Source organism: Pseudomonas sp. 3-2, from assembly GCF_019710535.1.
GTDB classification, from domain to species: Bacteria; Pseudomonadota; Gammaproteobacteria; order Pseudomonadales; family Pseudomonadaceae; genus Aquipseudomonas; species Aquipseudomonas pharyngis.
In genome coordinates this window covers 1,754,013-1,777,927 of the sequence record NZ_CP081200.1, presented here as the reverse complement: position 1 = coordinate 1,777,927, position 23,915 = coordinate 1,754,013, and the positions used below count along the sequence as shown (strand labels likewise).

26 protein-coding genes are annotated in these 23,915 nt (G+C 61.1%); 1 reads left to right on the top strand and 25 read right to left on the bottom strand.

All coding sequences use genetic code 11. The annotated features are described in order from the left end of the window. Positions 1-31 precede the first annotated feature (31 nt). The 7 genes from K3819_RS08060 to K3819_RS08030 form a co-directional block, all read right to left on the bottom strand. Positions 32-820 (bottom strand): protein phosphatase CheZ, encoded by a 789-nt coding sequence (locus K3819_RS08060; protein ID WP_011333071.1) that lies wholly within the window; start codon positions 818-820, stop codon positions 32-34. 18 nt (positions 821-838) lie between these two features. Further along, entirely contained in the window at positions 839-1,210 is a 372-nt protein-coding gene (locus K3819_RS08055) for a chemotaxis response regulator CheY (RefSeq protein WP_003183998.1), read from the bottom strand. Positions 1,211-1,377: 167 nt separating this feature from the next. Beyond that, positions 1,378-2,118, bottom strand: a complete 741-nt coding sequence (gene fliA / locus K3819_RS08050; RefSeq protein WP_007951959.1) for an RNA polymerase sigma factor FliA — start codon at positions 2,116-2,118, stop codon at positions 1,378-1,380. Beyond that, positions 2,115-2,945, bottom strand: coding sequence for a flagellar synthesis regulator FleN (gene fleN, locus K3819_RS08045; protein ID WP_003222917.1), 831 nt, complete (start codon positions 2,943-2,945; stop codon positions 2,115-2,117). The genes fliA and fleN overlap by 4 nt, the downstream gene beginning before the upstream one ends. Before the next feature lie 113 nt (positions 2,946-3,058). After that, entirely contained in the window at positions 3,059-4,399 is a 1,341-nt protein-coding gene (gene flhF / locus K3819_RS08040) for a flagellar biosynthesis protein FlhF (RefSeq protein ID WP_064594406.1), read from the bottom strand. 11 nt (positions 4,400-4,410) lie between these two features. Continuing rightward, complete coding sequence (gene flhA, locus K3819_RS08035; protein WP_064378626.1) at positions 4,411-6,540, bottom strand: flagellar biosynthesis protein FlhA; 2,130 nt, start codon at positions 6,538-6,540, stop codon at positions 4,411-4,413. Positions 6,541-6,726: 186 nt separating this feature from the next. Further along, a complete protein-coding gene (locus tag K3819_RS08030; protein WP_221398981.1) occupies positions 6,727-7,395 on the bottom strand; it encodes a hypothetical protein in 669 nt (222 codons plus the stop codon). 526 nt (positions 7,396-7,921) lie between these two features. Here K3819_RS08030 and K3819_RS08025 point away from each other — a divergent pair. Beyond that, positions 7,922-8,296 carry a DUF6124 family protein gene (locus K3819_RS08025; protein ID WP_085611524.1) on the top strand — a complete coding sequence of 125 codons (375 nt, stop codon included), beginning with the start codon at positions 7,922-7,924 and terminating at the stop codon, positions 8,294-8,296. A 225-nt stretch (positions 8,297-8,521) separates the two neighbouring features. On the opposite strand, the gene flhB is transcribed toward K3819_RS08025, so the two are convergent. The 18 genes from flhB to fliE form a co-directional block, all read right to left on the bottom strand. After that, positions 8,522-9,661 carry a flagellar biosynthesis protein FlhB gene (gene flhB, locus K3819_RS08020; RefSeq protein WP_039765610.1) on the bottom strand — a complete coding sequence of 380 codons (1,140 nt, stop codon included), beginning with the start codon at positions 9,659-9,661 and terminating at the stop codon, positions 8,522-8,524. A gap of 3 nt (positions 9,662-9,664) precedes the next feature. Beyond that, positions 9,665-10,450 (bottom strand): flagellar biosynthetic protein FliR, encoded by a 786-nt coding sequence (fliR, locus tag K3819_RS08015; RefSeq protein ID WP_085611525.1) that lies wholly within the window; start codon positions 10,448-10,450, stop codon positions 9,665-9,667. Positions 10,451-10,453: 3 nt separating this feature from the next. Further along, complete coding sequence (fliQ, locus tag K3819_RS08010) at positions 10,454-10,723, bottom strand: flagellar biosynthesis protein FliQ (RefSeq protein ID WP_007951951.1); 270 nt, start codon at positions 10,721-10,723, stop codon at positions 10,454-10,456. After that, positions 10,720-11,478 carry a flagellar type III secretion system pore protein FliP gene (fliP, locus tag K3819_RS08005; RefSeq protein WP_039765605.1) on the bottom strand — a complete coding sequence of 253 codons (759 nt, stop codon included), beginning with the start codon at positions 11,476-11,478 and terminating at the stop codon, positions 10,720-10,722. The genes fliQ and fliP overlap by 4 nt, the downstream gene beginning before the upstream one ends. After that, complete coding sequence (fliO, locus tag K3819_RS08000) at positions 11,478-11,936, bottom strand: flagellar biosynthetic protein FliO (protein WP_007951949.1); 459 nt, start codon at positions 11,934-11,936, stop codon at positions 11,478-11,480. Before fliO ends, fliP begins: the two co-directional genes overlap by 1 nt. After that, positions 11,937-12,395, bottom strand: a complete 459-nt coding sequence (gene fliN, locus K3819_RS07995; protein WP_011333057.1) for a flagellar motor switch protein FliN — start codon at positions 12,393-12,395, stop codon at positions 11,937-11,939. Positions 12,396-12,452: 57 nt separating this feature from the next. Beyond that, on the bottom strand, positions 12,453-13,421 hold the full coding sequence (fliM, locus tag K3819_RS07990; RefSeq protein WP_003222890.1) for a flagellar motor switch protein FliM: 969 nt from the start codon (positions 13,419-13,421) through the stop codon (positions 12,453-12,455). 9 nt (positions 13,422-13,430) lie between these two features. After that, positions 13,431-13,934 carry a flagellar basal body-associated protein FliL gene (gene fliL / locus K3819_RS07985; RefSeq protein ID WP_064594377.1) on the bottom strand — a complete coding sequence of 168 codons (504 nt, stop codon included), beginning with the start codon at positions 13,932-13,934 and terminating at the stop codon, positions 13,431-13,433. A gap of 224 nt (positions 13,935-14,158) precedes the next feature. Then, on the bottom strand, positions 14,159-15,520 hold the full coding sequence (locus K3819_RS07980) for a flagellar hook-length control protein FliK (RefSeq protein WP_221398980.1): 1,362 nt from the start codon (positions 15,518-15,520) through the stop codon (positions 14,159-14,161). A gap of 105 nt (positions 15,521-15,625) precedes the next feature. Further along, positions 15,626-15,973, bottom strand: coding sequence for an Hpt domain-containing protein (locus tag K3819_RS07975; RefSeq protein WP_085611528.1), 348 nt, complete (start codon positions 15,971-15,973; stop codon positions 15,626-15,628). 30 nt (positions 15,974-16,003) lie between these two features. Next, positions 16,004-17,707 (bottom strand): fused response regulator/phosphatase, encoded by a 1,704-nt coding sequence (locus K3819_RS07970; RefSeq protein WP_221398979.1) that lies wholly within the window; start codon positions 17,705-17,707, stop codon positions 16,004-16,006. A gap of 5 nt (positions 17,708-17,712) precedes the next feature. Beyond that, positions 17,713-18,012, bottom strand: a complete 300-nt coding sequence (locus K3819_RS07965; protein ID WP_011333053.1) for an STAS domain-containing protein — start codon at positions 18,010-18,012, stop codon at positions 17,713-17,715. Between the two features lie 101 nt (positions 18,013-18,113). Continuing rightward, a complete protein-coding gene (fliJ, locus tag K3819_RS07960) occupies positions 18,114-18,563 on the bottom strand; it encodes a flagellar export protein FliJ (RefSeq protein WP_011333052.1) in 450 nt (149 codons plus the stop codon). A gap of 6 nt (positions 18,564-18,569) precedes the next feature. After that, positions 18,570-19,928, bottom strand: a complete 1,359-nt coding sequence (gene fliI / locus K3819_RS07955; protein WP_039765593.1) for a flagellar protein export ATPase FliI — start codon at positions 19,926-19,928, stop codon at positions 18,570-18,572. After that, entirely contained in the window at positions 19,918-20,724 is an 807-nt protein-coding gene (gene fliH / locus K3819_RS07950; protein ID WP_085611531.1) for a flagellar assembly protein FliH, read from the bottom strand. The genes fliI and fliH overlap by 11 nt, the downstream gene beginning before the upstream one ends. Before the next feature lie 4 nt (positions 20,725-20,728). Next, positions 20,729-21,748, bottom strand: coding sequence for a flagellar motor switch protein FliG (gene fliG, locus K3819_RS07945; RefSeq protein ID WP_007958288.1), 1,020 nt, complete (start codon positions 21,746-21,748; stop codon positions 20,729-20,731). Beyond that, positions 21,741-23,528: a flagellar basal-body MS-ring/collar protein FliF gene (gene fliF, locus K3819_RS07940; protein ID WP_221398978.1), complete on the bottom strand. Its 1,788-nt coding sequence runs from the start codon at positions 23,526-23,528 to the stop codon at positions 21,741-21,743. Before fliF ends, fliG begins: the two co-directional genes overlap by 8 nt. 15 nt (positions 23,529-23,543) lie before the next feature. Further along, positions 23,544-23,873 (bottom strand): flagellar hook-basal body complex protein FliE, encoded by a 330-nt coding sequence (gene fliE / locus K3819_RS07935; protein ID WP_011333048.1) that lies wholly within the window; start codon positions 23,871-23,873, stop codon positions 23,544-23,546. Positions 23,874-23,915 lie beyond the last annotated feature (42 nt).

Below are 23,915 nucleotides of genomic sequence, written 5' to 3'. Positions count from 1 at the left end.
AAAAACCCAAAAAACCTATAATTCCAAAACTCTAGAATCCAAGGCTGGATAACAAATCGTCCACATCGTCCTGACCGGACACAACGTCTTCTCGTTTATCGGCATGAATCTGCGGACCTTCACCCTGCGAGAGATGTTTTTGTGGATCTTTTTCAGCAAGCATCGCCGCACGGTCATGTTCGATGCCCGCAAAGCGGTCCACCTGGCTGGCCATGAGCACGAGCTTGAGCAGGTTGCTTTCGACTTCGGTGACCAATTGGGTCACGCGCTTGATCACCTGGCCGGTGAGGTCCTGGTAATCCTGGGCGAGCAGAATGTCATTCAGATTGCTCGACACCGCGCGGTTGTCCGCGCTGCTGCGTGCCAGAAAACCGTCGACCCGGCGCGCCAGTTCACGGAACTCTTCAGCCCCGACCTCACGACGCATGAAACGGCCCCAATCGGCGCTCAAGGCCTGGGCTTCGTCAGCCAGGCCATTGACCACAGGGGTCGCGCTTTCCACCAGATCCATGGTGCGGTTGGCGGCAGCTTCGGTCAGTTTGACCACGTAGCCCAGGCGCTCGGTAGCGTCGGTAATCTGCGACACTTCCTCAGCCTGCGGCATGTGCGGATCGATCTGGAAATTGACGATCGCACTGTGCAGTTCACGTGTGAGCTTGCCCACTTCCTGGTACAGGCCACGGTCACGGGTCTGATTGAGCTCATGGATCAGTTGCACCGCGTCGCCGAACTTGCCTTTTTCAAGGCTTTCGACCAGTTCGACCGCGTGTTTTTTCAGGGTCGACTCAAAATCGCCCTGTGAAGATTCGTTATGCTCCATAGCTCCCCCGCGCGTTCATCAGCCGATGCGTTCGAAAATCTTCTCGATTTTTTCTTTCAACGCCTGGGCCGTGAAAGGTTTGACCACATAGCCGTTCACGCCGGCCTGGGCCGCTTCGATGATCTGCTCGCGCTTGGCTTCAGCGGTCACCATCAGCACCGGCAGGTGCTTGAGCTTTTCATCGGCGCGCACGTGGCGCAGCAGGTCGATACCGGTCATGCCGGGCATGTTCCAGTCGGTCACCAGAAAGTCGATGCTGCCGCTGTTGAGCACCGGAATGGCAGTGGTGCCATCGTCGGCTTCAACGGTGTTGGTGAACCCCAGATCACGCAACAGGTTCTTGATGATCCGCCGCATCGTTGAGAAGTCATCAACGATGAGGATTTTCATGTCTTTGTTCAATTCGACCTCCAAGCAGTCTTAAACGCGCCCAGCACCTGGACGCGCCATTTCAATCAATCCGGCAAAACACTCGACGACTGTCTGGAGCACAACAGATCGAGACCGGTGCCGTTCACCACCGCACCAGCCTCGTTCGCAGTGTCCCCACACTGCCTTCAGCGCGCTCGCCACTCCCCCAAACGCCCCCGCAAGCGGGCCGCGCACTGGCTGTGTAACTGGCTGACCCGCGATTCACTGACGCCAAGGACTTCACCGATCTCCTTGAGGTTCAGCTCTTCGTCGTAGTACAGCGCCAACACCAGTCGCTCACGCTCCGGCAAATTGGCAATCGCGTCCGCCAGCGCGGCCTGGAAACGTTCGTCTTCCAGATCGCGCGACGGCTCCAGATGAGCACTGGCGCCATCCTCGTGCAGCCCTTCGTGTTCGCCGTCCTGCAACAGGTCGTCGAAACTGAACAGCCGGCTGCCCAGGGTGTCGTTCAAAATCCCGTAGTAATCGTCGAGACTCAATTGGAGTTCGGCCGCAACTTCGTGATCTTTAGCGTCACGGCCGGTTTTAGCTTCAATCGAGCGAATTGCGTCGCTGACCATACGGGTGTTGCGGTGAACCGAGCGCGGTGCCCAATCCCCTTTTCGGACTTCATCGAGCATCGCACCGCGGATCCGGATGCCCGCGTACGTTTCAAAACTGGCGCCCTTGCTGGCGTCGTATTTGGTCGAGACTTCGAGCAGGCCGATCATCCCGGCCTGGATCAGGTCTTCGACCTGCACACTGGCCGGCAATCGCGCCAGCAAGTGGTAGGCGATGCGTTTGACCAGTGGCGCGTAACGCTCGATCAGCTCGTACTGCGCGTCACGCGCCGACTTTTTGTAAAGGTTCATACCGCTGGCGGTCATAGCACAGGTCCTGCCGTTTGCTGCACGAGGCGCTCGACGAAAAATTCGAGGTGGCCGCGCGGGTTGGCGGGCAGCGGCCAGGTGTCGACCTTCTGTGCGATCGCCTTGAACGCCAGCGCGCACTTGGAACGCGGGAAGGCTTCATAGACCGCACGCTGCTTCTGCACCGCCTTGCGCACGCTTTCGTCGTACGGCACCGCGCCGACGTATTGTAGGGCGACGTCGAGGAAGCGATCCGTGACCTTGGTCAACTTGGCGAACAGGTTGCGACCTTCCTGCGGGCTCTGGGCCATGTTGGCCAGGACGCGGAAGCGGTTCATGCCGTAGTCGCGGTTGAGCAGTTTGATCAGCGCGTAAGCGTCGGTGATCGAGGTCGGCTCGTCGCAGACCACCAGCAACACTTCTTGCGCCGCGCGAACGAAACTGACTACCGAGTCACCGATACCCGCAGCGGTGTCGATCACCAGCACGTCGAGGTTGTCGCCGATGTCGCTGAACGCCTGGATCAGGCCGGCATGCTGGGCCGGGCTCAGGTGAACCATGCTCTGGGTGCCGGAAGCGGCCGGCACGATGCGGATCCCGCCGGGGCCCTGCAACAGCACGTCGCGCAGCTCGCAGCGGCCTTCGATCACGTCGGCCAGGGTGCGTTTTGGGGTGAGGCCCAGCAGAACGTCGACGTTCGCCAGCCCCAGGTCGGCGTCCAGCAGCATGACCCGACGGCCAAGCTCTGCCAGCGCCAGGGACAAGTTCACTGACACATTAGTCTTGCCGACGCCACCTTTGCCGCCGGTCACCGCGATCACCTGTACGGGATGCATGCTGCCCATGTTATTTCTTTACCTTGTCTTGCATAGACGGAGGCCACATTACTGGCTGCGCGTTCACAACCGGAACAATGCATGGCAGACCATCGATGTAGGTACAAAAACGGTTCATTACCTCAGCCAACCTGCTTGGTCGGACTGTGGTAGATATCAGCGAACATGTCAGCCATGGCTTCTTCGCTGGGTTCTTCCTGCATTTGCACACTGACGGCGCGGCTGACCAGTTGATGACGGCGCGGCAGATGCAGATCATCCGGAATACGCGGCCCATCGGTCAGGTAGGCGACCGGCAGTTCGTGACTGATCGCCAGGCTCAGCACTTCGCCAAGGCTGGCCGTCTCATCCAGTTTAGTCAGGATGCAGCCGGCGAGCCCGCAACGCTTGTAACTGTGATACGCGGCGGTTAGAACCTGTTTCTGGCTGGTGGTTGCCAGCACCAGATAATTTTTCGACCGAATGCCACGACCGGCCAGGCTTTCCAGCTGCATGCGCAGCGCCGGATCGCTGGCCTGCAGGCCGGCGGTATCGATCAGCACCACGCGTTTGCGCAGCAGTGGATCCAGCGCCTGCACCAGGGACTGGCCCGGATCGACGTGGGTCACCGACACATTGAGGATGCGACCCAGAGTCTTGAGCTGCTCCTGCGCGCCGATGCGGAAACTGTCCATGCTCACCAGCGCGATGTTCTGCGCGCCGTACTTGAGCACGTAGCGGGCGGCCAGTTTGGCGAGGGTGGTGGTCTTGCCCATGCCGGCCGGGCCGACCATGGCAATCACCCCACCCTCTTCCAACGGCTCGACTTCCGGTACGGCAATCATTCGTGCCAAGTGCGCCAGCAACATGCGCCAGGCCTGACGCGGTTCGTCGATCTCGGTGATCATCGACAGCAGATCACGGGACAACGGGCCGGACAAACCGATGCGTTGCAGACGACGGTACAGATTGGCCTGGGCCGGACGGCTGCCTTGCAGCTGGTTCCAGGCCAGGGTGCCGAGTTGCACTTCCATCAGTTCGCGCAGGCTGTTGAGCTCGAAGCGCATCGAGTCCAGTGCACGCGGGTCGACGCCAGCGGCGGCCGGTGCAGGCGCCGGGGCTGGGCGGGCCGGCGCCTCGTAAGTGGGTTCGGTCAGGGGTTCGGCAGCGGTCAGCGGCAGGCCGGCCGTCAACGGCAGCCCGGCGAACAACTGGCGATTGGTGTTGCCGTCGGCTTCGCCACGCAGGCTCAGTTCGGCCTGGGCGGTGACGATGCGCGACTGGGTCTTGCGCAGCTCATCCTCGAGTTCCATGTTCGGAACACGCGGGGCCAGCGCCGACAGTTTGTAATCGAGCGCCGCCGTCAGCTCGACGCCGCCGGCGATGCGGCGGTTGCCAATGATGGCGGCATCAGCGCCCAGCTCATCACGAACCAGCTTCATGGCCTGACGCATATCGGCGGCGAAAAAACGCTTAACTTGCATAAACCACTACCTCAGCCGTTGGGCCCTACTGTCGCAACGATGGTCACTTGCTTGTTGTCCGGAATTTCCTGGTAGGCCAGCACGTGCAGTCCGGGAACTGCCAGGCGACCGAAGCGCGAGAGCATCGCGCGTACCGGGCCTGCTACCAACAGGATCACCGGCTGACCTTGCATTTCCTGGCGCTGCGCCGCTTCGATCAGCGAACGCTGCAGCTTCTCGGCCATGCTCGGCTCCAGCAGAACGCCCTCTTCCGAGCCTTGTCCTGCCTTCTGCAGACTATTGAGCAATATTTGTTCCAACCTTGGCTCCAGCGTGATAACTGGCAGCTCCGACTCAGTCCCTACAATGCTTTGGACGATGGCGCGAGATACGCCGACCCGCACAGCGGCCACCAAAGCGGCGGTATCTTGACTCTTGGCGGCATTATTGGCGATGGCTTCGGCAATGCTGCGGATATCGCGCACCGGCACGTGTTCGGCCAGCAACGCCTGCAACACCTTGAGCAGCTGCGACAGCGTGACCACGCCCGGCACCAGCTCTTCAGCCAGTTTCGGCGAGCTCTTGGCCAGCAATTGCATCAATTGCTGCACTTCTTCGTGGCCGATCAGCTCGCTGGAGTGCTTGTACAGAATCTGGTTCAAGTGAGTCGCAACCACGGTGCTGGCATCGACCACGGTGTAACCGAGCGATTGCGCCTGCGCGCGCTGGCTGACTTCGATCCACACCGCCTCCAGGCCGAAAGCCGGATCTTTGGCGGTAATGCCGTTGAGCGAGCCGTAGACCTGACCCGGGTTGATCGCCAGTTCGCGATCCGGGTAGATCTCGGCTTCGGCCAGGATCACGCCCATCAGGGTCAGGCGATACGCACTCGGCGCCAGGTCGAGGTTGTCGCGGATGTGCACGGTCGGCATCAGGAAGCCCAGATCCTGCGAGAGCTTCTTGCGCACGCCCTTGATCCGCGCCAGCAATTGCCCGCCCTGGTTGCGGTCCACCAACGGAATCAGGCGGTAGCCGACTTCCAGGCCGATCATGTCGATCGGAGTCACGTCGTCCCAGCCCAGCTCCTTGGTTTCCATGGCGCGGGCCGGCGACGGCAGCAGTTCCTGCTGGCGCTTGACCTCTTCCAGCGCGATGACCTTGGCCACGTTCTGCTTCTTCCAGAACAGGTAAGCGCCACCGGCCGCCAGTGCAGCCATGGTCAGGAACGAGAAGTGCGGCATGCCCGGCACCAGGCCCATGACCGCCATCAGACCGGCAGCTACCGCCAGCGCTTTGGGCGAGGCGAACATCTGGCGATTGATCTGCTTGCCCATGTCTTCCGAGCCGGAAGCACGGGTCACCATGATCGCCGCCGCTGTAGATAACAACAGTGATGGCAATTGCGCCACTAAACCGTCACCGATGGTCAGCAAGGCGTAAACCTTGCCGGCGTCGGCGAAAGTCATGTTGTGCTGGAAGATACCGACGGCCATGCCGCCGATGAGGTTGATGAACAGAATCAGCAGGCCGGCGATGGCGTCACCGCGCACGAACTTGCTGGCACCGTCCATCGAACCGTAGAACTCTGCCTCCTGGGCCACTTCCTGACGACGGGCCTTGGCTTGGGCTTGATCGATCAGACCGGCGTTGAGGTCGGCGTCGATCGCCATTTGCTTGCCGGGCATCGCGTCGAGGGTGAAACGCGCGCTGACCTCGGAGATCCGGCCCGCACCCTTGGTCACCACGACGAAGTTGATGATCATCAAGATCGCGAAGACCACGATACCGACCACGTAGTTACCGCCGATCACCACCTCACCGAAGGCCTGAATCACCTTACCGGCAGCGGCGTGGCCGTCCTGACCGTGGAGCATCACCACCCGCGTCGACGCCACGTTCAGCGCCAGTCGCAACAGCGTCGCTACCAGCAGGATCGTCGGAAACACCGCAAAATCCAGCGGCCGCAAGGCGTACACGCAGACCAGCAGCACGACGATCGACAGGGCAATGTTGAAGGTGAAGAACACGTCGAGCAGGAACGGCGGCACCGGCAACATCATCATCGCCAGCATGACCAGCAGCAACAGCGGCACACCCAGATTGCCTCGACTGAGGTCGGCAACATTCGAGCGAGCAGTGTTGAATAACTGAGAGCGATCCACCGGTTTTCCCCGTTCCTTTAAAGCAAACTTTTGACGCCCGAAGCAGGCGCACGGCGGCTACTGCAAGAAGCCTTCCAACTTTTGCCAAGGCTTGAAACAGAGGGGTGATGAATGCACAAAGGGGCGGCACGCACGTCGTGCGCCCGCCCCTGTTCAGCGATGTTCACTGAGATGAATTCCCGATAGTCAACTGGCTACCAGAATGTGCGCCGAAGTGATCGGTCCGAAAGAGAGGGCTGCATTATCCAGATAGCGCGTGCCCCTGAACACGCTGTGACCACCAACATCGACAACGTCCTCCTCCGTATACATCAGTACCACCATGGTGACAGGCGCGACATCAGTGGACTTCGCATGACCTTCCATCAGATTCAATGCCCATTCGAAACGCATGAATGGCAGGTCGCTGATTTCAATCGGAGGAGCCCCCGCATCCAGCCGAAAGTACTGCCGCGTCGTGATGCGCAATTGGTTGCCGACCACCGTGAACGAGGGTTTTCCATATCGTTGCTCTACGGGCCCGCCATCACTCGCCCATTGGTCCATGTAGTAACCAGGGTCGGTGAAGAGAGCGAACAACGACGGGTTATCGCTGATATTACCGGCCGCACCAAAGAAGTAGTTGTAGGAGTAGTGATACGCAAACCCGGCCAGTTCAGGCCGAATCGCATTGATGGGCTTATCCAGATAATTCGCAATGAACTGATTAGCCATGACCAGAAAGTTGAGAAAGTCCAGCTTCAGGTCGAACGTCGCCTCATAGAAGATGGCCCGCTCGTCTGCGTCCCTTTCCAGTTTCCCTGAAACGAACTCCATCTCCATGCCCGGCAGTTTTCGGTAAACGCGCCTTGTCATGTTCTATCCCCGATTTCAAGTGAATGAGTTATCAACCACTGCGTTCGCGGAGTGCGAATAGGCAACGGCGTGAATTCCGGATTTATAAGGCGCCCGGGCACAACACGCGTCTACTGTCAGAACTAACAGGTCGCGGGACGTTTCAGACCGACGGCACCCATTGTCTTTTAAACTCTGGCGTTTAAAAGACACCTCAAGACACGCCTTTGAGGCTACGAATCCTTGCGCCATTGCCTACGGCTACGCCAGAATCCGCCGGCTTGTGCGCTGTGGGGTCGGGTTCTATTGTGGGTCGGTCGCTGACGAATCAGCGATCGGGTTTAGCGACTCGGTTCGAATTAAAGGTGCACCAGCGTTCCAGGCTTCGTTGCGGATCTGTATGTCTGCAATTTCGTTATGGTGGCTGTATGCGGGAGACCCTTGCGGTCTGCCGGGTGCCTTTGACCGGTTCGCTAACCTGCGTACAGCCGCCACCCTTCCTGTTTAGCGACTGGATTTGGCGGCTCCACCCCAAAGGAGCTTCACCATGATCAAACCAACACCCAACCCGCCCGAAACCGACCCCGCCTCGCCCTACGAATCCGTCGATTCCAGAAAACTTCACGAAGCCGCCGACCGCGCCCTCGATCACTATCTCTGCCCGCCCGGCTCCAGGCCACCACCGCGCAAAACCCGCAGAATGTACGCCGTCACCGCGGACTTCAAAAACGAAGAACTGCTGGCCGATGCCTGCGAAACCCTGGCCTCAGCCAGGACCATCGTCAATGACTTCACCCATCTCATGCCCGCCTCCCAGCGCCGGACGCTGGTGGGGATTGCGCAACTGATCATGCTCGGTGAGCTGGCAGTGAATCGGGTGCTGGATAATCTGGAAATACCGCCGTCGCAGACTTCCGCGTAAAGGCTTGATAGATGTGCCGTGGCGATTGACGCCTTCGCGGGCAAGCCCGCTCCCACAGGTTTGGCGTCGCTCGGAAAATATGAGCACACCACAAATCACTGTGGGAGCGGCGGTGCGACGATTCGACTTGCCCGCGAAAGCGACCGCACAAGCAACACAGGTCATCAGGCATGAAAAAACCGCCACCAGTTTCAACCGGAGGCGGTTTTTTTTACTTCATCAGCATCAGGAATCGCGCCGCAGATCCGGCGGGATCGGCAGATCGTCCTTGAGCGGTTCCGGGAATTTGCCCTTGCCCGCGCGGTGCTGGCGGATCTGGTAGACGTAGGCCAGGACCTGAGCGACCGCCAGGTACAGGCCACCGGGGATTTCTTCTTCCAGCTCCGTGGAGTAGTAGATGGAACGCGCCAAGGCTGGCGATTCGAGGAGCATGACGTTGTTGGCCACGGCGATTTCGCGGATCTTCAGCGCCAGGAAGTCGCTGCCCTTGGCCAGCAGCATTGGCGCCCCGCCCTTCTCGGCGTCGTACTTGAGCGCCACCGCGTAGTGGGTCGGGTTGGTGATGACCACGTCGGCATCCGGGATCGCCGCCATCATCCGGCGCTGCGACATCTCGCGCTGGAGCTGGCGAATGCGTTGTTTGACCTCTGGCCGACCTTCCTGGTCCTTGTGCTCGTCGCGCACTTCCTGCTTGGTCATCTTGAGCTTCTTGATGCTCTCCCAGATCTGCACGGGCACGTCGACGGCGGCGATGATGATCAACCCGCAGGCCAGCCACAGGGAACTCCAGCCCACCAGTTGCAAGCTGTGGATGATCGCCCGGTCCAGCGGCTCGTGAGCGATGCGCAGCAGGTCGTCGATGTCCGCATTGAGCACCACCAGCGCCACGCCCAAGGTGATGAGAAACTTGGCCAGCGCCTTGAGCAGTTCGACCACAGCCTTCATCGAGAACATCCGCTTGAGGCCCGCCGCCGGGTTCATCCGGCTGAACTTGGGGGCCAGCGAACCGGCGGCGAACAGCCAGCCGCCCAGCGCGATCGGCCCGAGGAAAGCGGCCAGCAACAGGGTGATCATGATCGGCTGAATCGCCAGCAACGCCTGCAATCCGCTGCTCATCAGGAACGTCGCCATGGAGCGCTCGTCCATGATCACTTCCCGCGACAGCGTGAAGTTCTGGCGCATCAGGTCCATCAAATCCTGCGCCAGCATCCCGCCAAAGATCAGCAGTGCGGCAGAGCCGGCGAGCATGATCGCCAGGGTGTTGAGCTCCTTGGAACGGGCAATCTCACCCTTTTCCCGGGAGTCCTTTTTGCGCTTCTCCGTGGGGTCTTCTGTTTTGTCCTGACCGCTTTCGCTCTCAGCCATGACTCAGCGCGCCTTTGCCAGTTCGCGTAAAAACTGCAAGGCCTCGGTGGCCAGCGGTTGATACTGATTGAGAATGTCCGCCAGCCCGACCCAGACGATGAACAGGCCGAGCACCAGGGTCAGCGGAAAGCCGATGGAGAAAATGTTCAGCTGTGGCGCAGCGCGGGTCATCACGCCAAAGGCGATGTTGACCACCAGCAGCGCGGTGACTGCCGGCAGCACCAGCAACAACGCGGCGCCCAGCACCCAGCCGAGCTTGCCGGCCAGCTCCCAGTAATGCGTGGTCATCAGCCCGCCGCCGACCGGCAGCGTGGTGAAGCTTTCCGTGAGCACTTCGAACACCACCAGGTGCCCGTTCATCGACAGGAACAGCAAGGTCACCAGCATCGTGAAGAACTGCCCGATCACCGCCACCGACACGCCGTTGGTAGGGTCAATCATCGACGCGAAGCCCATGCCCATCTGGATCGCGACGATCTGCCCCGCCACCACGAAAGCCTGAAAGAACAGTTGCAGAGAGAAGCCCAGCACCGCCCCCACCAGAATCTGCTCGGCGATCAGCAGCAGACCGCTGAGGTCCAGCGGGCTGACCGCCGGCATCGGCGGCAGGTTGGGCGTGATCACCACGGTGATCGCAAAAGCGAAGTACAGACGGATCCGCCGGGGCACCAGCGTGGTTCCGAAGACCGGCATCACCATCAACATCGAGGCGACGCGAAACAGCGGCAGCATGAACGTCGCCACCCAGGTACTGATCTGGGTATCGGTCAGCTGAAGCAGCGATTGCATGGCTTAGCCGATGACCATCGGAATGTTTTTGTACAGCTGAGTGATGTATTCCATGAACGTCTGCACCAGCCACGGGCCGGCGACGATCAGCGTCACCAGCATCACCAGCAGACGCGGCAGGAAGCTCAGGGTCTGTTCGTTGATCTGGGTGGCGGCCTGGAACATCGACACCAGCAGGCCCACCAACAGGCTCGGCACCACCAGGATCGCCACCATCATGGTGGTCAGCCACAGGGCCTCGCGAAAGATGTCGACCGCTACTTCTGGCGTCATGGCGATACACCTCCGAAACTGCTGGCCAGGGTGCCGATGATCAGCGCCCAGCCATCCACCAGCACGAACAGCATGATTTTGAACGGCAGCGAGATGATCAGCGGCGACAGCATCATCATACCCATCGCCATCAGCACGCTCGCGACCACCAGGTCGATGATCAGGAACGGGATGAAGATCATGAAGCCGATCTGGAACGCGGTCTTCAGCTCAGACGTCACGAAGGCCGGCACCAGAATGGTCAGCGGCGCAGCATCCGGCGTCGCGATGTCGGTGCGTTTGGACAGGCGCATGAACAGCTCCAGGTCGCTGGAGCGGGTCTGGGCGAGCATGAAGTCCTTGATCGGCACCTGAGCCTTTTCCACTGCCTGCTGAGCGGTCAGCTTTTCCGCGAGGTACGGCTGCAAGGCATCGTTGTTCACGCGATCGAACACCGGCGCCATGATGAACAGCGTCAGGAACAGCGCCATGCCGGTGAGGATCTGGTTCGACGGGGTCTGCTGCAAGCCCAGGGCCTGACGCAGGATCGAGAAGACGATGATGATCCGGGTGAAACTGGTCATCAGGATGACGGCGGCCGGAATGAAGCTCAGCGCCGTCATGATCAGCAGGATCTGCAGGCTGACCGAGTACTCCTGCGCGCCTTCGGCGTTGGTGCCCAGAGTGATCGCCGGGATCGACAACGGATCGGCGGCGAATGCCAGCGGCGCGGCCAACATCAAGGCCAGGGTCAAGACGATGCGCAACGCACCCATTACTTCTTATCCTTCTGATCCTTGCCGAGGATCTTCAACAGATGCTGGGCAAATTCCGGAGTCGCTTTGTCAGCGGTGCTCGGCACCTCGACCGGCTCTTTGAGCACGTGCAACGCGGTGATGGTTCCGGGGCTGAGGCCGAGCAGAATCTGCTCGTTACCGACCTGCACCAGCATCAGACGGTCACGCGGCCCGAGCGCGCGGGAACCGATCAACTCGATCACCTGGCCCTTGCCGGCGGGACCTGCCTGCTGCACCCGGCGCAACAGCCAGGCGAGGAAGAAGATCAAGCCCAGCACCAGCAACAGCCCCAGCACCAGCTGCGTCAACTGCCCCGCCACGCCGCTGTTGACGGCTGGCGCAGCCGCCGCTGCCGTGGTCGCCACCGGCTCGGCCGCCAGCACGCTGAACGGCAACGCCAGTGCCAGGCCGAACAAAGCCCCCAGAACCTTTTTCACTCAGCGCAGCTTCTTGATGCGTTCGCTCGGGCTGATCACGTCGGTCAGACGGATGCCGAACTTTTCGTTGACCACCACCACTTCACCGTGAGCGATCAGGGTGCCGTTGACCAGCACGTCCAGCGGCTCGCCGGCCAGACGATCAAGCTCGATCACCGAACCCTGGTTGAGTTGCAGCAGGTTGCGGATGTTGATGTCGGTGCTGCCCACTTCCATCGAGATCGACACCGGAATGTCGAGGATCACGTCCAGGTTCGGACCGTCGAGGGTCACCGGGTCGTTGTTCTTCGGCACGCTGCCGAACTCTTCCATCGGCAGACGGTTGGAGCTCGAAGTACCTGCGTCGGCGGCCAGCAGCGCGTCGATGTCGGCCTGCCCGGCTTCACCGGTTTCTTCCAGGGCGGCAGCCCATTCATCGGCCAGTGCCTGATCGTCCTGGGTGTTCATATCGTCGTTCATCATTTGTCCTCGGCGGGCAAAAAACCGGTAAAAGAATCAGGGAGTGAGGGCGCCGCTTCAGCGGCGCTCGATCGGCTCGATCACCTGCAACGCAAGGTTGCCTTTGTGCGAGCCCATCTTGACCTTGAAGGCCGGCACGCCGTTGGCGCGCATGATCATGTCTTCCGGCATCTCGACCGGAATCACGTCACCCGGCTGCATGTGCAGGATGTCGCGCAGCTTCAACTGGCGGCGGGCCACGGTGGCACCGATCGGCACGTCGACGTCGAGCACGTCCTGGCGCAGGGCATTGACCCAGCGTTCGTCCTGGTCGTCGAGGTCCGACTGGAAACCGGCGTCGAGCATTTCGCGCACCGGCTCGATCATCGAGTACGGCATGGTCACGTGCAGATCGCCGCCACCGCCGTCGAGTTCGATGTGGAACGTGGAAACCACGATCGCTTCGCTCGGGCCGACGATGTTGGCCATGGCCGGGTTCACTTCCGAGTTGATGTACTCGAAGTTGACTTCCATGATCGCCTGCCAGGCTTCCTTCAAATCGACGAACGCCTGCTCCAGCACCATGCGCACCACGCGCAGCTCGGTCGGGGTGAATTCACGCCCTTCGATCTTGGCGTGACGGCCGTCGCCGCCGAAGAAGTTGTCCACCAGTTTGAACACCAGTTTGGCGTCGAGGATGAACAGCGCGGTGCCGCGCAGGGGTTTGATCTTGACCAGGTTGAGGCTGGTCGGCACGTACAGCGAGTGCACGTATTCGCCGAACTTCATCACCTGTACGCCACCGACGGCAACGTCCGCCGAGCGGCGCAGCATGTTGAACATGCTGATGCGGGTGTAGCGGGCAAAACGCTCGTTGATCATTTCCAGAGTCGGCATGCGTCCACGGACGATGCGATCCTGGCTGGTCAGGTCGTAGCTTTTGACACTGCCGGGTTCGGCAGCGTTATCGGTCTGTACCAGACCATCGTCGACACCATGCAACAGCGCGTCGATTTCATCCTGGGACAGCAGATCCTGCACGGCCATGTCGTGTTCCTACTGCAGTACGAAATTAGTGAAAAGCAACTGTTCGATCACCACTTTGCCCAGCTCTTTCTGCGCCACTTCCTGGACGCTGGCTGTGGCCTTCTGGCGCAACATCTCTTGACCGACCGGGGTCGCCAGCGTGGCGAAATCCTGACCGGAGAAGAGCATCACCAGGTTGTTGCGGATCACCGGCATGTGCACTTTGAGCGCTTCCAGATCCGCCTGATTGCGCGCCAGCATGGTGATGCTCACCTGCATGTAGCGCTGACGGCCGTTCTGGTTGTAGTTGGCCACGAAGGCCGGCGCCATCGGCTCGAAAATCGCCGGTTGCTTGCCGACCGGGGCCGCTTCGGCGGCCGCCGCAGGCTTGCTCTGGGCACTGTGCATGAAGAACCACGTCGCCCCCACGGACGTACCGATGGCCAGCAACAGACCCAACACGATCATGATGATCAGCTTGAGTTTGCCTTTGGTTGCGGGGTCTTTTACTGCTGCAGCTTCGCTCTTCGCCATGCCAATAATCCGTCACTAATCGGGTTTTCACAGTCGCACGGCAAGGCAAGAGCAAGTGTTATGCCAGAAGTGTCGGAGCATCGTGGAGAGCACCACAAACCAATGTGGGAGCGGCGGTGCGACGATTCGACTTGCTCGCGAATGCGGTTCAACATTCAACAGATGTGTTGTTTGTCTTACCGATTTCGCGAGCAAGCCCGCCCCCACAGGAGTACAGCGTCGTGTCAGGCGTAGTAGTCGACGGCACTGCTGCCGATCACGCTAGTGGTCTGAACAGCGGATTCAGCCACGGCAGTCGGCGTCAACTCTTCTTCTGCCGAATCCAGGCGACCGCCGGCAGCGCTGGTTCGACCACTCTGCCCCTGCTGCGCCTGTTCCTGGCCTTGACCCTGCCAGCCACGGTTCTGGTCGGAAACGTTGACATCGACCTGCCCCATGCCTTGCTGGTTGAACATGTCGCGCAGGCGGTGCATCTGACCGTCGAGGGCTTCACGCACGCTCGGATGCGCGCTCATGAAGGTCACCTGGGTCTGCTGGTCCGGCACCATGTTCACCCGGATATCCAGACGCCCAAGCTCGGCTGGCTGCAACTGGATGTCGGCGGCCTTCAGGTTGTTGCTCGACAGGTACATGACCCGGTTGACTACTTCTTCGGTCCAGCCGTTCTGGTGCATGGCGATCGGCTGGTTCACCGGCACCGCATTGGCGGTTTTCGGTGTGGCAGCCTGGGTCAGTGCCGCCAGACGGTTGGCGAAATCATCCACGCGGGTGTCGCTGGTGGCGGTCTTCAGATCTTTCAGGCCGTCATCGATCAAACCGCTGAACGCCTTTTCACCGCCCTGACTGGTGCTGTCCTTGTCCGCCTGCACATCCAGCATGCTGGCCATGCCGGCAGCGAAATTCTGCGCCGAGGTCAATTCACCGTCGGCCTGAGCCTGGGCCGGGGTGGCCTTGGGCTGGGACTGGCTGGAAGCGGAAATGTGACCGCTCTGCTCCATCGCCAGGCGCACGGCGGGAAGCGAATCCAGCGGATCCGCCTCGGGGTCGAAGGCCGGGTCAGTGGCCGGCGCCGGATCCTTGACCATTCCTGGCAATGCCGCCACGGCAGGTTTGTCGGTTTCCGGTTGCGCAGCTGTCTCGACGACCGGCGTGTCCACCACCGGTACCGTGACGACGGGCTCCACCGCCGCCACCAGTGCCAGGTCCACCGGCGCCGTTTCGGCAACGGGGGCCGGCGCTGTTTCAGCCGTTTCGTCATCGGCCGTGGTCTTGTCGTCCGTTGCCGCCGTCGCCGGTTTGTCGGCGGGCAAGGCTTTGCCGCTATCGGCAACCTCCGGCGTCGGGGCGGCAGACTGATCCTTGCCGAGGTCTTTCTTGCCGCTGTTGTCGGCAACCTTGTCACGGGCAGGCTTGACCGAATTGTCGACGGTCACCGAGGGCTTGTTCGGGCCTTGATCGGCGAACACCTGAGCGAAGCTGGAGGCCTTGTCCCCGGGCTCTGCGGCCACTGCCGATGACTTGGCCGAGGCAGCTTGCGCCTTGGCCTGGGCGGCGGTCTGAAGAAGAATGTTGGGGCTTGCAGGCATGGCACGGTCTCCGCTGCACTGGGATCGTAGGTACAGTTGGGATAGATGACTGCAAGTGCCGGGCCAGTTTCGCCAGGAAACCTGCAAAACCGCCCGACGGCAGAATCAGTGCGTCAGCGAGCGCTGCCGCTCGGCGACATATACGGGCCGCACATCGTCGAATTCGCGATGAATATCGGCGACCAGCTTGATGATTTCAGAAGGGCTTTTGTCTTTGGCATGCTGTTCCAGCTCCTGGCACAGCACCGCAAGACGGGTCGCCCCCATGTTGCTGCTGCTGCCCTTGAAGCTGTGCGCAACGCGAGACAATGCGTCGGCATCGGCAGTCTGCTGCAACTCCCGCAGGCGATTTTCGGAATCGGCGAGAAAGGTATCCAGCAGTTCCGGATAGCTGTCTTCCATCACTTCCCGCAGCGCGCTCAGCGCTTTGTGGTCCACCTGTGTATCAGCCACTTGTTCACTCCTTGATCAAGAATGCGCGGATTATGCCAGAGCCTCCCAGAAAAATTCCACGCGGGCACTGCGACCATCGTCTGACCAGCTTGGATTTTTGCTCAATTGGCGGATCAGACTGACACCGCGCCCTGACAGACGGACTTCGTCGAGCGGCCGCTCCATCACGCGCGCGACGTCAAATCCCTGACCGCTGTCTTCGACCCGCACCACCAGACAACCGCCCTCGCCTTCCGGCCGCACCTGCAAATGCACGCGCACGTAACCGTCCTGCAGGGCCTCGAGGCGCGCATTGCGCTGCTCGTAATAATGGGCGAAACCCGAGGCATCGCGCTTGAGGCTCGAGTCCAGGCCCAGTACACCATGCTCCAGCGCATTGGAATAAAGCTCGGCCAGCACGCTGTACAGTGCGCCACTCTGCGCCCGCAAGCCATGCACCTCAAGCAGCAACTGCAACAGGTAAGGCAGCGGATTGAAACGCTTGAGCGTGGCACCGCGAAATTCGAAGCTCACCGACCAGTCCAGCGGACAGGACTGGCCACTGTCGGAATACACCGGCGCCGATGGATTGATCTGCTCGGCCTCCAGCAGGCTGACCTCGACCATGCTCACATCGTCCCGGGCCTCACCGCGAAAGTCCTGCAACGCCTGCTCGATGTCCTCGAACAGCCGATCCGGCTGGCGATTGGCAGCGAACACCTTGTGCAGGCGCTCGACACCAAACAACTGATCGTTGGCATCGCAGGTGTCGATGACCCCGTCCGAGAGCAGGAACACGCGGTCGCCCACCGCCATCGGGTGAACCTCGGTGCGGTCATCGAAAGTCTGCGGGCTGAGCACCCCCAGCGGCAGGTGGCGTGCCGCCAGCGGCGTGCGCACCCCGGTGGCGAGGCAATGCAGATAGCCGTCCGGCATGCCGCCGTTCCAGACCTCCACCGAGCGCCGCTGAAAACTCAGGCACAACAGCGTCGCGCAACAGAACATATCCACCGGCAGGATGCGCTTGAGCTTGGCGTTCATTTCCCGCAGGGTCTCGGCCAGACCGTAACCCTTGGCGGTCATGCCATAGAACACCTCGGCAAGCGGCATGGCGCCGACCGCCGCCGGCAAGCCATGCCCGGTGAAGTCGCCAAGCAACACATGCATGTCGCCGGCCGGGGTGTACGCGGCCAACAGCAGATCGCCGTTGAACAGCGCATAGGGTGATTGCAGGTAACGGATGTTCGGTGCGCTCAGGCAACCAGAATGCGCGACCTTGTCGAACACGGCCTTGGCGACCCGTTGCTCGTTGAGCAGATAGTCGTGGTGCTTGGCGATCAGGTCGCGCTGCTGAAGAACCGTGGCCTGTAAACGTCGCAAGCGATCCATCGCCTTGATTTTGGCGGCGAGGATCACCTGGTTGTACGGCTTCGCCAGAAAGTCGTCACCGCCGGCTTCAAGACAACGGGCCAGGGCTTCACTTTCCGTCAGCGAGGTGAGGAAGATGATCGGCACCAGGTTTTCACCCGCCAGCTTCTTGATCTGCCGTGCAGCTTCGAACCCATCCATGACGGGCATCATGGCGTCCATTAACACCAGATGCGGTTTTTGCCGGATGAATGTCTCGACCGCCTCCGCACCGTGGGTGGCCGTCAGCACCTCGTGCCCCTGGCGACGGACGATGGTCGACAACAACAACCGGTCGGCGGCGCTGTCTTCGGCGATCAGGATCGTCAGCGGCTCTAGCGGCTGCATGGCCGTCAACTGATGTCGAACAATTTGTCGAAGTTGGAGATGGCGAGGATTTTTTTCACGTCGGAACTGCTGTTGACCACGCGAATTTCCGAGTCGTCACCGCCGACGTGATCACGCAGCAGAAGCAGCATGCCGAGCGCCGAACTGTCGAGATAGGTCGCCTCCTTGAGGTCGACAATCACCGATTCGGGCTGCTCTTTTTCGTAGGATTGGCGAAATTCCTGATGCTTGGCGAAATCGAATCGCCCCTTGACCGAAATCGTCAGTTTTTTCTTGTCCGCAGAGACTTCTGTAACGACTGACATGTACTGGCTTCCTTGTCATTGACGAACTTGTACAAGGTTTAGCACTTGGAGGGGCCATGGGCAAGGCGCGATAGCGTCGGGATCTGTCAGAGATCGGCTCGTCAAAACGCCTCATGACGCGGCAAACGCTGGGACAACTCGTCCAGCAGCTTCTGTTCGCGCTTGTCTTCGGCGCGCTGGGCTTCATCGCGATAGCGCTGTACAAGTTTGCGCAAACCTTCGACCCGGGCGAATGCCTGTTGCCAGGCGTCACGGGCCTTGTCCAGGTTGTTCTGGTGCCATTGCAGACTTTGACGCTGTTGATCGACAGCGGTGTCGAGTTGCGCCAGAAAACCCTGAAAACCCAGCAGCCATTGACCGGTCACGCCGGTGCTGCCGCGCACGATCCACTGCTGCGAATAATCCAGACGAAAGGCGTTGAGGTCGGCGAGTTTGCTCTCGGCGACTTTCACCTGCCCCTGAAAGTAGCCCAGGCGTTGCACGGCGGTTTTCTCGGCCTTCTCGGCCATGTCCACCACCGGCGCCAGACGCGCGGCTCGACTCAGGGCCATGACCGGTTACCCGCCGGCCGCCGGGGCGAAAATCGTTTCGAGGTACGCCTCGCTTTCACCCAGGCTGATTTTGTCGTTGAGCCCCTGACGCAGGTATCTGACCAGTTGCGGTTGCAGATTGATGGCAAGGTCCGTCTCGCGATCACCGCCAGCGACATAGGCGCCGACGCTGATCAGGTCGCGGCTCTGTTGATAGCGCGACCACAGCTGCTTGAAGTATTGCGCGCGCTGCATGTGTTCCGGCGCCACGACTGCCGGCATCACCCGGCTGATCGAGGCTTCGATATCGATGGCCGGGTAATGCCCTTCCTCGGCCAGCCGCCGCGACAGCACGATGTGCCCGTCAAGTACACCCCGCGCAGAGTCGGCAATCGGGTCCTGCTGGTCATCGCCCTCGGACAGCACGGTATAGAACGCTGTGATCGAACCACCGCCCTTCTCCGCGTTACCGGCACGCTCCACCAGTTTCGGCAGTTTGGCGAATACCGACGGCGGATAACCCTTGGTCGCCGGCGGCTCACCGATGGCCAGGGCAATTTCCCGCTGGGCCTGGGCGAAACGGGTCAGGGAATCCATCAGCAACAGGACGTTCTTGCCCTTGTCGCGGAAATACTCGGCGATCCGCGTGCAGTACATCGCCGCGCGCAGACGCATTAGCGGCGCATCGTCCGCCGGCGACGCCACCACCACGGAACGCTTGAGGCCTTCTTCACCGAGGATGTGCTCGATGAACTCTTTAACTTCTCGACCCCGCTCACCGATCAGGCCGACGACGATAATGTCGGCCTCGGTGAAGCGGGTCATCATGCCCAGCAACACCGACTTACCGACACCGGTACCGGCGAACAGGCCCAGACGCTGACCACGACCGACCGTCAACAATCCGTTGATGCTACGGATGCCGACGTCCAGCGGTTCGCTGATCGGGTCTCGGTTGAGCGGGTTGATCGTCGGGCCGTCCATCGGCACCCAGTCTTCGGCCTTCATGCCACCCTTGCCGTCCAGCGCCCGTCCGGCGCCGTCCAGCACGCGACCGAGCATGCTCATGCCCATCGGCAGGCGACCGGTGTCGGCCAGCGGCACCACGCGGGCGCCCGGGGCAATGCCGGCCACGCTGCCGACCGGCATCAGGAACACCTTGCTGCCGGAGAAGCCCATGACTTCGGCCTCAACCTGGGACGGGTGATAGGTGTCGTCGTTGATCACCATGCAGCGGGTGCCCATGGCGGCGCGCAGGCCTTCGGCCTCGAGCGTCAGGCCGACCATGCGCAGCAGGCGCCCTTCGAGGATCGGCGCACCGGCGATTTCGGTGGCCTCGGCGTAAGTGCTCAGGCGCTTGGCGAAACTGGTGCGTTCAAGGCGCATCGGGGGCGTCCGCGAGCGGCTCTTCTGCGACCGGTGCCGGTTTCGGCGTTTCCGGCAAGTCCAGACTCAGGTCCGGCGCGGCCGGGTGCAGGGCCTGCTCGTGCAACTGGTCGAACAGCTTGGCCATGACCTGGCTGACGCGGGTTTCGATGCTCGCATCGATCCGGCTGTGGTCGGTCTCGACCCGGCAACCGCCCGGCAGCAAGGTTTCGTCCTCGACGATGCGCCAGGTTTCCTCATGACGTTCGCGCAGGGCTTTGACCTGTTCGAAATCCTGCGGATTGACGTACAGCCGCACATTGCCCACACCCAGCGGCAACAGCTTGAGGGCGTCGCGCATGACGTGTTCGATCTGCGTCGAGTCGATGGCCAGTTCGCGCTGAATCACCTGACGGGCGATGTGCTGCACGAGGTCGACCAGCGACTTTTCGATCTGGGTGTCTTGCTCGGCAATAGGCTCGAACAGGTGCGCCATCAGTTGCTCAAGGCTATCGACCTTGGCCGTCAGGACCACTTCTGCTTCCTGGCGCACCTTGAGGGTGGCGCTGTGAAAGCCTTCCTTTTCGCCGATGGCGAAGCCCTCGTTGTAGGCCTCCTGACGGATGCTTTCGAGTTCTTCCAGCGTCAGTGGCTGGACTTCCTCCAGCGGCACTTCTTCCATTTCCGGCGGTTCGGGCTCCGGTTCCGGCTCGGGCTCAGGCGCCGGCGGATCGAAGCTGGGCAAGGCCCAGGTATCGAAGCCGCGGACGTCCCGGGCACGGATCAGGTCCGTCACATCGTCGTCATGCTTGTCCATGGGCTTAAATCATTTCCTCGCCGCCCTTGCCACCGAGCACAATTTCTCCGGCTTCGGCCATACGGCGGGCGATGGTGAGGATTTCCTTCTGCGCGGTCTCCACGTCGCTGACGCGCACCGGGCCCTTGGCCTCGAGGTCGTCGCGCAGCAGTTCGGCGGCACGCTTGGACATGTTCTTGAAGATCTTCTCCTTGACGCCTTCGTCCGAACCCTTGAGGGCCAGCACCAGCACATCGGAAGAGACTTCGCGCAGCAGCGCCTGGATACCGCGGTCGTCGACATCGGCCAGGTTGTTGAACACAAACATGAGGTCTTCGATCTGACCGGACAGGTCTTCGTCGACTTCGCGGATCGAGTCCATGAGCTGGCCTTCGATCGAGCTGTCGAGGAAGTTCATGATGTCCGCCGCCCGCTTGATACCACCCAGGGTGGTGCGCGAAGCGTTCGAGTTGCCGGAGAACTGCTTCTCGAGGATCTGGTTCAATTCTTTCAGTGCGGCCGGCTGCACGGTGTTCAACGACGAGACGCGCAGGATGATGTCCAGACGCACCTTGTGGTCGAAGTTGCCCAGCACTTCACCGGCCTGATCCGGATCGAGGTACGCGACCACGATCGCCTGGATCTGCGGGTGTTCGTAACGGATCACGTCGGCAACGGCGCGCGGCTCCATCCATTTCAGGCTGTCGAGACCACTGGTGTTACCGCCCAGCAGAATGCGGTCGATCAGGCCGTTGGCCTTGTCTTCACCCAGGGCCTGGGTGAGCATTTTGCGCACGTAGTCGTCGGAGCCGACGCCCAGGCTGGTCTGGTCGCCGACAATGTCGACGAACTCGCTCATGACCTGCTCGACCTGCTCACGGTGGACGTTGCCCATCTGGGCCATGGCCACGCCAACTCGCTGGACCTCTTTGGGGCCCATGTGGCGCAGCACTTGTGCGGCATCGGTCGAACCCAGGGACAGCAGCAAAATCGCGGCTTTATCGACCCGGGACAGTTTGGCGACGGCGGCTCGGTTATCACTCATCTGCGTTAATCCACTCTTTCACGACCTGGGCCACACGACCCGGGTCTTCTGCCACCAGACTCTTGATTGCGTTCAACTGAGCGTCATAACCCTCGCTCGGGCTCGGCAGCAGGATGCTGGTCGGGCCGCCGAGGCTGACGCGATCGTTGGACAGTTCACCGTCCAGACCGCCCATGCCACCGAGTTCCATGTCGCCGCCCAGACCGGCCAGCTCCTTGCTTTTGCCACCACCGGTGATGTTGTTGAGCACCGGACGCAGCACGCCGAACACCAGCACCAGGATGAACAACACGCCCAGCACTTGTTTGACGATGTCCCAGAACCATGGCTGGGAGTAGAACGGAATGTCGGCGATCACTTCGCCGCGCTCAGCGGAGAACGGCATGTTGATCACGCTGACGCTGTCGCCACGGCTGGCGTCGAAGCCGACAGCGTCCTGTACCAGACGGGTGAAGCGCGCCAATTCGTCGGCGCTCCACGGCGCACGGGTGGTTTCACCATTGGCCGGGTTGATCTTGACCTGATCGTCCACCACCACCGACACCGACAGGCGATTCAGGCGACCCTGCTGCTGTTTGGTGTGGCTGATGGAGCGGTCGAGCTCGAAGTTCTTGGTGGATTGTTGACGCTTGTCCGCCGGATACGGCGCGAGCATCGGCTGGCCGGTGGCCGGGTCCATGATCTGCTGACCGTTGGCATCAACCAGTGGCTGGCCTGGCTGCACCATGCTCGCCGGGGCGGCTGCGCCACCGGTGGTCTGCGGCGCCGAAGCCGGCGACGGTGGCTGGTTGCTCAAGGCACCCGGCACACCTTGTGGGCCATTGCTGGCGGTGCGTTGTTCGTTGACCGACTGCTCGCTGCGCAGGGCCGGTTGATCCGGGTTGAACTGCTCGGCAGTCGATTCGACGGCACTGAAATCGACATCAGCCGAGACTTCAGCCTTGTAGCGATCGTTGCCCAGTACCGGTTGCAGAATGTTGTGCACGCGCTGGGTGAGCATGCTTTCCATGCGGCGGCTGTAGTCGAACTGCTTGCCAGCCATGGTCATTTCGGAGTTTTCCGCCTGATCCGACAGCAGGTTGCCCTTCTGGTCGACGACGGTGATCTGCGACTTGCTCAGCTCGGGAACGGAGGTGGCCACCAGGTTGATAATGGCGACGACCTGGCCCGGCTCCAGCGAACGACCGGAGTACAGCTCGACCAGTACCGAAGCGCTTGGCTTGCGCTCGTCACGGACGAACACCGAACTTTTCGGAATCGCCAGGTGAACGCGTGCGCCCTTGACGTTGTTCAGACTGGAGATGGTGCGGGCCAGTTCGCCTTCGAGGCCGCGACGATAACGGGTCGCTTCCATGAACTGGCTGGTGCCCAGACCCTGTTCCTTGTCGAGGATTTCGAAACCGATGTTGCCGTCGCTGGGAGTGACACCAGCGGCCGCGAGCTTGAGCCGCGCACGGGACAGGTCATCGGCCTTGACCAGCAAGGCGCCGGAATTCGGTTCGACGGTGTAGGGAATGTCGGCGGAGGCCAGGGTGTCCATGACCTGCTTGGCGTCCATGCCGGCAAGGCTGCCGTACAGAGGACGGTAGTCCGGTTGCTGCGACCACAGCACCACGGCAAAGCCAATCGCCACGCTCGCGGCCAGGCCGACCAACAGGCCCACCTGACGCAGCATGGTCATCTCGGAGAGGTTTTCCAGGAAGGACAGGCCGAACAGCGGCGGTTTGCCGTCTATCGGGGTGGCCTTGGCCGGAACGTTATCGGCGACTGCTTCTGCCATGACTCAATCTCGTCCTTAAACCGGCATCTGCATGATGTCTTGATAAGCCTGAACCAGCTTGTTGCGCACCTGGGTCAGGGCCTGGAACGATACGCTGGCTTTCTGCGAGGCAATCATCACGTCCGTCAGATCGACGCCGCTCTTGCCGATCTCGAACGCGTTGGCCAATTGGCTCGACGCCTGCTGGGTATCGTTCACTTTGTTGATGGCTTGACCGAGCATGTCGGAAAAGTTGCTGCCTGCCACTTCCGGGACAGCGGAAGTCGATTTCGGCTTCGACATGGCGTCCATTTGCATGGCCTTCATGTCCATCATCAACCGATTAAATTCAATACCTTGGCTCATGGTCTACTCTCTTGGGCGGCCCGCAATTTTTTGACACTCACT